The organism is Pandoraea sp. NPDC090278 (assembly GCF_044772185.1).
Taxonomy (GTDB): Bacteria; Pseudomonadota; Gammaproteobacteria; order Burkholderiales; family Burkholderiaceae; genus Pandoraea.
Window position 1 is genome coordinate 149,314 of record NZ_JBIVYJ010000003.1, and the last position, 12,487, is coordinate 161,800.

Consider the following 12,487-nt stretch of genomic DNA (forward strand, 5'->3'; position numbering starts at 1 on the left):
ACGAACTCAGCGCTGCTGCATGGCGACGCGCAGGCCCAGGCCGATGAAGATGGTGCCAATGATTTTGCCCTGCCAGCGCAGCAGCCAGGTGAAACGTCCCACGAACTTGCCGAGCGGGCGCACCGACATCGCAATGGCCGCTGTATAAAGCGCGCTCATCGCAACGAACACCAGCCCCAGCACGAGGAACTGCCCGAAGGCGTTGCCTTCGCTCGCGTGCACGAACTGCGGCATGAAGGCGAGGAAGAACAAGGCAGTCTTCGGATTCAGCACTTCGGTCGCCACCGCCTGACCGAACGCGCGTCCCGGCGAGACTTTCGGCGCGACGGGCAACTGCGGGTCGGACGGTCGCTCACGCAGCGCCTTGATGCCCAGATAGATCAGGTAGGCCGCCCCCACGTATTTGACGACGTCGAACGCCAGCGCGGACGTCATCAACACTGCCGACAGCCCGACCGCTGCGCACAGGGTGTGCACCAGATCGCCGAGCGCAATGCCCATGCCGGTCATGACACCGGCGCGGCGTCCGCCCTGCACGGTGTGGGTGATGGTCAGCAAGACGGCCGGGCCGGGAATCAGAAATAGCCCGAGGACAACGACAACGAATGTGGCAAGCGTGGCAAGGGTCGGCATGGAAAGCCTCCGGTGGGGTCGAGGGCGGTGCGGGCCGTGACGGCCGTGCAATTCCGACATCATCCCAGATTCCGAAGGAGGGCGCCCAAAAGGGCGCAGAGCGAATCCTGAAGCGCTGCGCGCACCAGTGACTGAACATGCCCGGTCTTTCGATCCCGCCGGATTACGGCATTCTGGAGCCTGCGCTATGTCATTCCACTCTCCCGCTTCGTCTTCTTCTCTCTCGACGGTCTCATCTTCTCCCGCGACAGGCACGCTCTTTCAGATCGCACTAAATGCGATGCATTGCGCCTTCGACGGCTTCCGTGGCGACTTCTCGGGCGCGCTGGCTTGCCTGCGCGAGAGCGGATTAAGCCAGTTGCTATCCGATACCTGGCAGCACGCAGGGCAGCGGTTCCAACAGCACGCGCCAACACATTCCGGTGTCTCGGACGTCGGCTTCGCCTGCGCTTTGAGCGCGATCACCGTCGGCGCGACATGCACTTATCTCTTGCCTGAATTCAAGGCGCTGGAACGTGCCATCGACGGCGGCGACGAGACGCAGCGTCAGTGGGCGTTGCAGACGGACTCGCAACTGCGTCGTCGCACGGTGGCGGATGTGACGGCGATGCGTCAGTGTCTCGCGGTGTTCGACGCCACGGCCCTCGCTGCAACGGCGCAGCAAGCGGGTACGGACATGCCCCGGCGCGCGCTGGCCGAAACGCGCATCGCCGAAGCGCTGCTGCTTCACATCGCCGACGCCCCCCAATCCGATTTCGCAAGAAGCGACCGGATCGCCGGGCTTTGCCAGCTCATGGCGCACGGCCTCGGATTCAAACTGCCGAAGACGGTGCGAGAGGCCTTGCACATCAGCGATGAGCGGCCGTCCCTGATTCGCGACGACAACGCGTTCGCGCTGCTCAAGACCCAGTTGGAGCCTGATTGGCGTCAGGACGAGGCAGGCAGCGCGACCTTCACCGTCCATCCGATCGACGTGCAGGTGTTCGATCCTGACGAGACGACCGACGACCTCTCATCGAAGACACGCAACGAACGCCGCTTGCTGACGCACCCGGCCGCACTGCGTCGCGTGCGCGCCCGTCTCGTCGCGTTATTCGCAGCGAGTGTGCGCGACGACTGCGGGGGAACGGGCGACTGGCGTTCGCTCGCGCAACGGGCATTGGCGGCTGCGGCACAGCACGGCATGTCGTGCGACAAGGTATTGCTCGCGATGGGTATTGCCACCCACTCGGGCATCAGCGCGCGCTTTGCATGGCGCTGGAGCGACGAGCCGGTACTCCGGCCGGGGGAAACGCTACGGCCGACGATTCCCGTGGATGTGGCCGAATGGATCGCGCGGGTGATGATCGTCGCGGGCAATCCCGACACGAATCTACCGTGCCCGTCGCGTCTTGCCGCACTGGTGAGAGGGGACACCCCGCCGACGCTGAAGGTCGGCAGCGACGACTGGGTGCGCCTCACCGACGGGATCGACGCGCTCGGCCGCAGTCACTGGCACATGTCGTTCGCGCAAGTCTGTAATGCCGCACGCGGGGTGCGCCACGTGTGACGCACGCGGCACGCTCAGAGGTATGCGCCGCCCAGCAGTCCGGCGACGCTGCCCGCCGCGAGCCACCACAGCGGATGCACACGGGTTCTGATGGCCAGCACCGCCACGCTTGTCGTGATGCCCGCGAGCAGCCACGACGTGGCCGACGCTTCGGCGATCAACGCCGCGCTCGCGGCCACGAGCCCCGCCGTCATCGGCATCAGACCCGCCTGCACGATGCGCCGCCACGGACGATCCCGGAAGCGTTGCCACAGATGCAGCACACCGACCGTAATGAGCGACGACGGCCCGAACTTGGCCAACGTCGTGACGAGCATGCCTTGCCAGCCAGCCACATGCCAGCCGACGAGTGTCACGATCATGAGGTTCGGCCCCGGTGCGGCCTGTCCCAGCGCAAACAGCGCGCTGAATTGTTCGGACGTCATCCAGTGATGCAGATCGACCACCTGCCGCTCCATCTCCGGCAGGATCGTGTTGCCCCCACCGAAAGCGAGCACGGACAGCTGCGTGAAGATGAGCGCGAGCGAGATGAGGGTGCCGGTCATTGCGAAACCCTCCAGGTGGCGTAAATCGAAATCGGCGTCATCACGAGCATGGTGAGCACCAGCGGCACGCGCAGCACAGCAATCGCAATGAAGCACGCCACCGCCACGCCGCCGAGCACGACGGACTTGCGCAGCGGCCACGCCACCTTCCACGCCATCTGAATCAACAGACCGGCCGCCGCTGCTGCCAACCCTGCAAACAGATGCTTCACATGCGGGTCGTTCTGGAAGTGCTGATAGATCGTGCCCAGCGCGATCACCACGGCCGACGGCGCCGCAATCAATCCGAGGATCGACGCGAGCGCTCCGCGCCAGCCGTGGAAACGCATGCCGAGCGCGACCGACAAGTTGATGATGTTGCCGCCAGGCAGAAACTGGCACAGCCCGAGCAGATCGGTGAACTCCGCGCCGCTGATCCAGCGATGCTTGTCGACGACCATGCGTCGCGCCAGCGGCAACGCCCCGCCGAACGCGGTCATGCCGAGGCCGAGAAAGCCGAAGAAGAGGGCGCGAATGCTCGGGCTGTCCGCCACCGCTGTGTCGTGCCCAGCGTTGGGGGCGACCGGGGCGGCAGGGGGATTCGGCGCAAGGCGGGTGTCGGGTGTCCCGGGGGTGCCCGGGGTGGGGGAGGTGAAGGGGGCCCGAGTGTTCATGGCGGGCAAACTCTTAAAACTTGACTACGGTGGGGCCGCCCGGCAGTGAATGTCATCGAGGGATGGGATGCATGAGTGCCGCACGGGACACCCCGAGAGTAGGTCGATTGCGCTATATTGTCCAATATATGGAAGTGACTTAAATCATATTCAATCGATATGGCAAACATCGACGTGCGCTTGCTGCGCTACTTCATTGCGGTGGCTGAAACCGGGCACATGACGCGGGCCGCCGAGCGGCTCGGCATCGGGCAGCCACCGCTCTCGCAACAGATCCGCGTGCTTGAGACACAACTGGGCGTGACGCTCTTCGAACGCTTGCCGCGCGGCATGGCGCTGACCGACGCGGGGCAGGCCTTCCTCGCCGACGCCTACGAAGTCGTGCGCAAGCTCGATCAGGCGGTCGACGACGTGCGGCGGGTAGCGGCGGGCATCAAGGGGCGCCTGTCGGTCGGCTTCACCAGCTCGGCGGCGCTCCATCCGTTCGTGCCGACGGTCATTCGCGCATTCCGCAGCGATGCGCCGTCGGTGTCCTTGATGCTGGATGAGTCGAGTACGGGGGATTTGCTGGACGGGCTGCGCGACGGGCATATCGACGTCGCGTTCATCCGTCAGCCGCAGGGCAACACCGGTGAGATCACCGTCGTGCAGGTGCTGGAAGAGCCGATGGTGCTGGCCGTGCCGTCCGCGCATCCGCTGGCGCTCACGGGCCGGGCAGGCAAAGCCGCCGTACCGATGACGGCCATTGCCTCGGAAAAGCTGATTCTCTATCGACGACGCGCTGGGCAGGGACTGTACGACGCGATCATCGCCGCGTGCCACGGCGCCGGTTTCAGTCCGGCTATCGAACAGGAAGCGCCGCGTCTGTTGACGACGCTCTCGCTCGTCGCGGCCGGGCTGGGCGTGTCGGTGGTGCCTGCGTCGCTGATGCGCATGCAGATCGAGGGGATTGTCTACCGTCCCCTCGCACCGCCGCCGCGTGCACCGCTGTGCTGTGCTTATCGAGAAGGCGTGCTTGCCGGTCCGACGGCGCGCCTGCTGGAACATGTGAACGCCGCAGTGCAAACCATCGCCAAGGCATGACAGGTTTGGACGCTTAAGCCGACTTAAGCTGACGTGCCAGCCTTCTGCGCGACCAGCGCTTCGATGTGGCCGTGCAGCCCGACGTCGCTCCAGTCCAGTTCGCCCATGCGCCAGAAGCGCGCGTTGCCCGCACGATCGACGAGGTACGTGGCGGGCAGGCCGAGCGAGCCGAAGCGTTTGTAGACCGCGCCATCGGTGTCGAGCAGCACGGTGCCGTCGATGGGGAGCTTGTCGACGAAGGGCTTCACCGTCGTGGCGGGTTCCTTGTAGTTGACGGCGAGCAGGGCGAGGCCGCGCTGACGGTACTGACGCACCACCGCCCCCATCGCCGGAATCTCCTCGCGGCAAGGCCCGCACCACGTCGCCCAGAAGTTGACGATGACGACGCGCCCGCGATACTGCGACAGCGAGTACGTCTTGCCGTCGAGACCGTCGAGCGAGAACGCCGGTGTCGCGCCGCGCCATGCCGACAGCGTGCCGCCGGACGTTCCGGCGAGCGCGCTGTCGTCGACCTCCGTCGAACCCTTGACCGGTCCCGCCGCGAGCGCATTGGAGCCGGTGGCCCCTAATGCACCGGCAGCGCCGAGCGCCCCCAGCGTGTGAAGAAAGTGTCGACGTTGCATGGCGATGCGCTCCTTCATTGGCGTGTGACGGTCACGCCGTGGCGGGTGTCGATGGCCTCGATCAGGCGGTGATCTCTCGGGCGTTCATGCGATAGCGGAAGGTATCCGGATTCAGGCTGTCGAGCTGAGCGCGCGCCACTTCGCCGTTCGGATACATGAGGAACGGTACGGTGCTTGCAGGCTTACCCCGCGCGCCGGGCAGCGGAATGTCCGCACCGTGATTGAACGCGACCCAGTTCATTTCCCACTGACCGAAGAGCATCGCACGCGCGGCGCGAACGCGCAGATCGTCGACCGGCAGACCTCCCGGCACTTCTTCGAGCACGACCTTGCGCACATCCGCCGGATCGACCGGCACCCAGCCGTAACCGGCCGCGTAGAACTCGGCGCGGCAATGCTGGGCGCGCGTAACGTCCCCCGCCTTGCCCAGACTGTTGAAGCCATGACGCGAGGTCGCCACGCGCACACCGTAAGCGTCGCGCGCGGGAATCCCCACGGAGCGTGCCAGCGCCGTAAAGAGCGCGTTGATGTCGGCACACTTGCCCGCGAGGTCGCCGGTCGTGAGCATGTAGCGCACGTCGCCCGTGCCACAACCGCGCACCGAGCCTTCGCGACGGCAGTTCTCCACGATCCATTGATAGATGGCGCGCGCCTTCTCCACGTCGCCCTTCTCGCCACGCGTGATCTTCTCGGCAGTTTCGCGCACGAGACCGTCGGTCGGCTGAAGTTCTGTCGGCTGGAGATACTGACGCAGCACCGCCGCCGATTCGCGCGGTGCATTGGCCGACGGCGGCTGCGACAGATCCACTATGCGATCGCGTGTCGCAAAGGTGTTCGTCAGGGTGACGCTGCGAGCGTCCTGCGCACCCCCCTCGGGCCATGCCACGGCGAGCATCGGCACCCCGATACCCGACGCACCGCGCACCATGCGCAACTCGGCCTTGGCGTCCGGGGCGTCCCAGTGCGTGCCGAGCGCTTGCTGATAGGCCCCCGACGGAGACGTCGCCACCGGCAGCCAGACGTTCGCCGGGCCGTTGCCAGCGGGCAGGTCGACCTGTGTTGTCAGCTCGAACGTGCGCCAGCCATCGGCGGCGCTGGGCGTCTGCGTCGACGACTTGGCTGCGTGGGCGTAACCCGGGAGCAGCGACGAGGACAGGAACGAGGCGGGGAGGGCGTAAGCGCCCAGAGACAGGAAGCGGCGGCGTTGCATGATGTAGACCCCTTTGGCTTCAGCGCTCACGGCGCATGGTGGTTAGGGCAATGCGATGCGGTGGCGTCCCATGCAGGGACGATGTGAAGCGGTAGCATGACACCGTCGGATGTCGGCCACAGTCATTTCGGGACATGGCGACGGCGCAAAGCTGCTTCATAATACGTCGACTTAAGGAAAACGAACACCAACGACCATGACTGCAAACGAAGCAACTCAAGTGGGTGATCATACGGCGGCGCAATCGTCGGCACCACCGCCGCGTCTGACGTCGCTTTCGCACGGCGGCGGCTGCGGCTGCAAGATCGCGCCGGGCGTGCTTTCCGAATTGCTGGCGCGCAACGAGGCGCCGCTGCCCGCCCCGGCCGCGTTGCTGGTGGGCACCGAAACGTCCGACGACGCCGCCGTCTATCAGCTCAACGACGAGCAGGCCATCATTGCGACGACGGACTTCTTCATGCCCATCGTCGACAATCCGTTCGACTTTGGCCGTATCGCCGCGACCAACGCACTCTCCGACATCTACGCGATGGGCGGCAAGCCGATTTTCGCGCTGGCCATCGTCGGCATGCCGATCAACGTATTGCCGCACGAAACGATCCGCGAGATTCTGCGCGGTGGCGAGTCGATCTGCGCCGAAGCGGGCATCCCGATTGCGGGCGGTCACAGCATCGATTCCGTCGAGCCGATCTACGGCCTCGCGGCGCTGGGCGTGGTGCATCCGAAGCGACTCAAACGCAATGCCGATGCGCAGGCAGGCGACGTGCTCGTGCTCGGCAAGCCGCTCGGCGTCGGTGTGATGTCGGCAGCGCTCAAGAAGAATCAACTGGACGACGAGGGCTACCGCTGCATGATCGACGCCACCACGCGCCTCAATCGCGTCGGCCCGGCGCTCGCCGCGCTGCCCGGCGTGCATGCGCTGACCGACGTGACCGGCTTCGGTCTGCTCGGCCACACGCTGGAAATGTGCCGCGGCGCGAATCTCGCCGCCTATCTGCGCATGTCGGATGTGCCGCTGTTCGACGGCGTGCGCGAACTGGCCGACAAGGGATGCATTACCGGCGCGTCCGGCCGCAACTGGGCGTCGTACGGCAAGTCGGTGGAGCTTGGGGAGCGCATCACGGAACGCGACCGCGATCTGTTGTGCGATCCGCAGACGGCTGGCGGCCTGCTGGTCTCGTGCGCACCGGGCGCGGTGGACGACGTCCTCGCCGTCTTCCGTGCCGACGGATTCGACGCGGCCGGGATCGTGGGCGCGATGCGCCCGGGCACACCGGGCGTGCGCGTCATCTGACGAACCGCAACTGTCGTCTACATGCTGTCGTGAAACCACAACGGGCGCTCTCCGGTCTTCGGAGAGCGCCCGTTTAGTTTCCTGTGACGTCAGACGTCAGCCGTGACGATCACGCCGCCTGACGTTGTACCTGTGCGCCAATGAACGCGACGATAGCTTCGCCGAGCGGTGCCGGTGCGTCGCGATGCGGCGAGTGTCCGCAGTCCGGCAGCTTCACCACCTTCGCGTGCGGCACGTGCGCGGCAATGCTCTCCATCTGCGCCATCGTGCCGTACTCGTCGTCCTCGCCCTGAATTGCGAGCAATGGTGTCGAGATGGTGGCCACCGCACCGACCAGATTCCAGTCGCGGAACGCCGGATTCAGCCAGATGTCGTTCCAGCCCCAGAAGGCCGAGTCGACATCCTCGTGATAGCGGCCCAGCTTCGTGCGCAGGTCCGTCGTCTCGTAGACGGTCTTCGTCTTTGCGATGCTCTCGACAGAGACGTCTTCGACGAACAGATGCGGTGCGATCACGACCGCACCTGCCAACCGGTCAGGGAACGCTGCCGAGAACAGTAGTGCAATCGAGCCGCCATCGCTGTGACCGACGAGCCACACGCGGTCTGCTTGCTCCGCACCGACACCGACCGCATCGAGAAACGCGGGCAGCACTTCGCGCGCCTGACGGTGCATGAAGTCGACGGGCCACTTCTCATCCTTCGGGCGCGGCGTCGAGCGGCCATAGCCGTTGCGTGAAAACACGAGACCGCGATAGCCGCCCGCGTCGCACAACTGCTGCGGCCAGTCCTTCCACATGGCGATGGAGCCAAGCCCCTCGTGCAGAAATACCAGCAGCGGCGCGTCGGTGCGCTCACGGTTGATCCATCGATACTCCAGCGAGAGCGCACCGTGCGAGGGCGTCTCGATCTTTGCGAACTGTACGTCCGACATCGTTGTTACGTCTCCTAAAGCATCTCGCGCAGCTTGAAGCGCTGAACTTTGCCCGTGGCGGTCTTCGGAAGATCGTCGACGAACACCAGCTCGCGAGGATATTTGTGCGGCGCGAGGCGCGCCTTGACGAAGGCCTTCAACTCGGTCGCCATCGCGTCCGTGGCGACCAGCCCCGGCTTGAGGACGACGAACGCCTGTGTCTTCGTCAGGCCGTTGTCGTCGCGTCCCACGACCCCTGCCTCCAATACCGAGTCGTGCTGCATCAGCACCATCTCGACTTCGATGGGGGAGACGTATTGGCCGCTGACCTTGAGCATATCGTCACTGCGTCCCGCATAGACGTAATACCCATTGGGCAGACGCTGGTACTTGTCGCCGCTCTTGAGCCAGTCGCCGAGGAAGGTCGAGCGCGACTTCTCGCGGTTGCACCAGTACATGAGTGCGGCGCTCGGCCCCTTGATGTACAGATCGCCGATTTCGCCATCGGGCACCGGCTGACCGTTCTCGTCGCGTAACTCCACGGCGTAGCCCGGCACCGGTTCGCCGGTCGTGCCATAGGCGACCTGACCCGCGCGGTTCGACAGGAAGATGTGCAGCATTTCGGTCGAGCCGATGCCGTCCAGAATCTCCGCACCGAAGTGCGCGGTGAAGCGCTCTCCGATCTCGCGCGGCAGCGCTTCGCCCGCGGACGTGCACAGGCGCAGCGCCACGTCGGCGCGTGCCGGTAGATGTGGCGAGGCGAGCAGCGTGGCGTAGAGCGTCGGCACGCCGTAGAAGATCGTCGGGCGATGCTCGCGCAGCCGCTTCGCGACCGCTTCCGCCGTGGGGCGCTCTGCCATCAACACGATGGTTGCGCCGACCGACAGCGGGAACGTCAGGCCGTTGCCGAGGCCGTACGCGAAGAACAGTTTGGCAGCAGAAAAGACGACATCGTCTTCGCGAATGCCGAGCACGTTGCGTCCGTACGTCTCTGCCGTCCAGTAGAGATTGGCATGCGTATGCACCGTGCCCTTGGGCTTGCCGGTCGAGCCCGACGAGTACAGCCAGAACGCGATGTCGTCACCTGCGGTGTCGACGGGCAGGGCGCTGGGCGGGCCATCGAGAAGTGCGTCGAAGGTCGGCAACGCGCTCGCGCCATCGGTCTCGGCCGCAATCGGCTGCGAGACGATGCAAGGCGGCGGCGATCCGGCCTCGGCGACCTTGTCGAGGGCAGCCTGCACCGTCGGCATCAGTGCGCCGGAGGCGATCACGAGTTGCGCCTTGCTGTGCAAGACCATGTACGCGTAGTCGTCGGCCGTGAGCAGCGTGTTCACGACGACCGGCACCACGCCTGCATACAGCGCGCCGAGAAACGCGATGGGCAGATCGATGGTGTCGAGCATGACAAGCAGAATGCGTTCTTCGCGATGAACGCCCGCGCGCGTGAGGCCGGTGGCGAAGCGTCGGCTTTGCTCGGCCAGTTCGCCATAGGTCAGCGAGCGTGTGTCGTCGAGATATGCAGTCTTGGCAGCGCGCTCGCGGTTGAGCGCCTCCAGATGCGCAGCGAAGTTGAAGTTCGCTGGCGGTGGGGTGAGTACGGCTTCCATGTTGCCTCCGGTGGATCACCATGCGGCACAGCGCACTCCAACGGGCGCGGCACGCGTGGCGTGAGTTCTATTCAGCGCTCTGATGGCGCCTCTTTGAATCACCTTGACTGCGACGGCTTGCGACTTCTACGGCTGGCGTAAAACGGTGCCGATAGCGGGGGCTGTGACCGCCATCGGCATAAATCTGCGACGTCTTTACGACGTTATGACTTTGGCAATTCGACGGCGTCCTGCGTTAGCGCTTCGACGAGGGCGGCAGGCCCCTGAACGGCCGAGCGCACGTGATAAAAGCGCAGCGCGCGCAGGCCACCGAGTTCTTCGCCACCACCGGCGCGTCCCGGGCCGCCGTGCAGCGACTGCGGCATGACGTTGCCGTGACCCGTCTGCGTCTTCGCAACCGACGGATCGACGGCGTGAACGCGCCCGTGCGAGTCGGCCAGCGCAAGGGCGGGCGCGCGCATGGCGATGGCGTCGTCGCTGAACAGCGAGACGACCAGCGATCCCTGACCACGCTTGGCGAGTGCGACGGCTTCTTCGATATCGCGATAACCGACGAGCGTCGCCACCGGACCGAAGACCTCAGTGTCGTGCACGCGCTTGCCTGCCGCGCCCTCGCGCAGGCCCAGCAGCACGGGGGCGACACAGGCGCTATTCGCGTCGGCATCGACAAAGACGGCGTCACGATTTCCGTCGTAGAGCGTTTCGGCTTCGGCCTGCAAATGCGCGATGCCTTCGAGCACCGCACGCTTTTGCGCAGCGCTCACGAGCGATCCCATCTTCACGGTCTCGTTGCGCGGGTTGCCGACGACGGTCTTCGCCAGTCGCTCGGCAATGGCGGCCGCCGCCGCGTCGAAATGCTCGACCGGCACCATCGCGCGACGAATCGCCGTGCACTTCTGCCCCGACTTGACCGTCATCTCGCGCGCGACTTCGCGCACGAACTGATCGAAGGCGGCGGTGCCCGGTGTGGCGTCCGGCAAAAGGATGGCGCTGTTCAGACTGTCGGCTTCCACGTTGATGCGCGCGGAGCGTTCGGTGAAGGCGGGATGCGCGCGCAACGTGGCGGCGGTGTCCGCCGAGCCGGTGAACGAGACCACATCGAACGGTCCGATGCGGTCGAGCAGTCCGGCGGCGCTGCCGCAGATCACCGACAGGCTGCCCGGCGGCAGAATGCCTGCGGCGACGACGTCGGCCACCATGCGTTGCGTGAGCCATGCCGTCGACGTCGCGGGTTTGACGATGACGGGCACGCCCGCCAGCAGCGCACCTGCGGCCTTCTCCCAGAGACCCCACGAGGGGAAGTTGAACGCATTGATAAAGAGGGCGACACCCGGCGTTGGACGGAAGACGTGACGCACGGCAAACGAGGCGTCTTTGGCGAGCGGCAGGGCCGCGCCGTCGAGCAACGTGTGCGCATCGCCCAGCGACGCACCTAGCTTCGCGTAGGTCGACAGCGTGTAAATCGCACCGTCGATGTCGACAGCGGAGTCGGTGGCGACCGTGCCCGAGTTGGCTGTCGCGATGGCGTAATAGTCGTCGCGATTCGCCTGCAACGTGGCGACGATCTGCGAGAGACGCTGCGCCCGTTCGCCGTACGACAGCGCCCTCAGCGCCGGGCCAGCCGTGTCGCGCGCGAAGGCGAACGCGGCGTCGAGATCGAGACCGGCGCTCGAAACGAAGGCGAGCGTGTCGCCCGTCACGGGATCGGTCAGCGCGGTGCGCTCGCCGCCACCGGCCACCCATTGGCCAGCGACGTAGTTTTCCAGCAAGGCAGGGGTACTCATATCCATCAACCGAAATGAATCAGGCAGGAAAGAAGGGGCGCGCCGGTCTCAGGCGCTGCGCGTGAATTCGATAGCGCCTTCGGGCAACAGGTACAGCACGAGGGCACGACCGCTCGCGACCGTCGGCCGATGTGCGGTGCCCGGGCCGTACACGCACCAACCGGCGGGATGCCCGTCGAAAGTCGCGCCCGGCGTGAGCGGCATGATCAGATCGATTTCGCCATTGGGATGCACGTGGTGCGGTCCGGCCAGATCGGCCATGTCGACGACGTCCACGGAAAAGCCGTGCGTGTCGGGCGTGGGCTTGATGACGCGCCCGTACCGAATGCCGCCGCCTTCGCGATTGCACAGCCAGCCCTCGGCCACACCGGTGCGGCAGGCGTCGATGAGGGTTTCGTAACCTGGGGAACCCGCGCCGTAGTTGGCGTTGAGCCAGTCGGCGAGCGAGCTGTCTAGCGGGCGACCGTCGAGCTGACGTGTCACGTCGGCGATCAGCGCCTGAAATTGGGGCACATCCATCCATGTCTCCTGGGGACGTCGTGTTTGCTTTTTTACTGACGCATGGTGAAAATTAGAGCATGCAAATTTGGCTGTCA

At 65.6% G+C, this 12,487-nt stretch carries 12 protein-coding genes; 3 read left to right on the top strand and 9 right to left on the bottom strand.

From position 1 onward, the window contains the following. Positions 1-6: 6 nt before the first annotated feature. The gene (locus ACIQWO_RS13080; protein WP_402824297.1) at positions 7-633 is read right to left on the bottom strand and encodes a LysE family translocator; all 627 of its coding nucleotides are present in this window, start codon (positions 631-633) and stop codon (positions 7-9) included. A gap of 187 nt (positions 634-820) precedes the next feature. Between ACIQWO_RS13080 and ACIQWO_RS13085 the strand changes: the two genes are divergently transcribed. Further along, positions 821-2,182: a hypothetical protein gene (locus ACIQWO_RS13085; protein ID WP_402824300.1), complete on the top strand. Its 1,362-nt coding sequence runs from the start codon at positions 821-823 to the stop codon at positions 2,180-2,182. A 14-nt stretch (positions 2,183-2,196) separates the two neighbouring features. Here ACIQWO_RS13085 and ACIQWO_RS13090 read toward each other — a convergent pair whose 3' ends face one another. Further along, entirely contained in the window at positions 2,197-2,727 is a 531-nt protein-coding gene (locus ACIQWO_RS13090; RefSeq protein ID WP_046292673.1) for a chromate transporter, read from the bottom strand. After that, on the bottom strand, positions 2,724-3,380 hold the full coding sequence (locus ACIQWO_RS13095) for a chromate transporter (protein WP_402824306.1): 657 nt from the start codon (positions 3,378-3,380) through the stop codon (positions 2,724-2,726). Before ACIQWO_RS13095 ends, ACIQWO_RS13090 begins: the two co-directional genes overlap by 4 nt. A gap of 159 nt (positions 3,381-3,539) precedes the next feature. On the opposite strand from ACIQWO_RS13095, the gene ACIQWO_RS13100 reads away from it, so the two are divergent. Further along, positions 3,540-4,463, top strand: a complete 924-nt coding sequence (locus tag ACIQWO_RS13100; RefSeq protein WP_402824309.1) for a LysR family transcriptional regulator — start codon at positions 3,540-3,542, stop codon at positions 4,461-4,463. Positions 4,464-4,486: 23 nt separating this feature from the next. On the opposite strand, the gene ACIQWO_RS13105 is transcribed toward ACIQWO_RS13100, so the two are convergent. Together ACIQWO_RS13105 and ACIQWO_RS13110 are read right to left on the bottom strand one after the other, a co-directional pair. Next, a complete protein-coding gene (locus ACIQWO_RS13105) occupies positions 4,487-5,086 on the bottom strand; it encodes a TlpA family protein disulfide reductase (protein WP_402824312.1) in 600 nt (199 codons plus the stop codon). 61 nt (positions 5,087-5,147) lie between these two features. After that, positions 5,148-6,296 (bottom strand): transglutaminase-like domain-containing protein, encoded by a 1,149-nt coding sequence (locus tag ACIQWO_RS13110; RefSeq protein WP_402824315.1) that lies wholly within the window; start codon positions 6,294-6,296, stop codon positions 5,148-5,150. Between the two features lie 196 nt (positions 6,297-6,492). Between ACIQWO_RS13110 and selD the strand changes: the two genes are divergently transcribed. Beyond that, positions 6,493-7,590, top strand: coding sequence for a selenide, water dikinase SelD (gene selD / locus ACIQWO_RS13115; RefSeq protein ID WP_402824317.1), 1,098 nt, complete (start codon positions 6,493-6,495; stop codon positions 7,588-7,590). A gap of 109 nt (positions 7,591-7,699) precedes the next feature. Here the strand turns inward: selD and ACIQWO_RS13120 are convergent, their stop codons facing one another. From ACIQWO_RS13120 to ACIQWO_RS13135, 4 genes are all read right to left on the bottom strand, one after another. Beyond that, positions 7,700-8,521, bottom strand: a complete 822-nt coding sequence (locus tag ACIQWO_RS13120) for an alpha/beta fold hydrolase (protein ID WP_402824320.1) — start codon at positions 8,519-8,521, stop codon at positions 7,700-7,702. Between the two features lie 14 nt (positions 8,522-8,535). Next, positions 8,536-10,107, bottom strand: a complete 1,572-nt coding sequence (locus ACIQWO_RS13125) for a benzoate-CoA ligase family protein (protein ID WP_402824323.1) — start codon at positions 10,105-10,107, stop codon at positions 8,536-8,538. A gap of 203 nt (positions 10,108-10,310) precedes the next feature. Next, positions 10,311-11,897 carry a 3,4-dehydroadipyl-CoA semialdehyde dehydrogenase gene (locus ACIQWO_RS13130; protein WP_402824326.1) on the bottom strand — a complete coding sequence of 529 codons (1,587 nt, stop codon included), beginning with the start codon at positions 11,895-11,897 and terminating at the stop codon, positions 10,311-10,313. A gap of 42 nt (positions 11,898-11,939) precedes the next feature. Beyond that, on the bottom strand, positions 11,940-12,410 hold the full coding sequence (locus ACIQWO_RS13135; protein WP_402824331.1) for a DUF4863 family protein: 471 nt from the start codon (positions 12,408-12,410) through the stop codon (positions 11,940-11,942). Between the last annotated feature and the right edge of the window lie 77 nt (positions 12,411-12,487).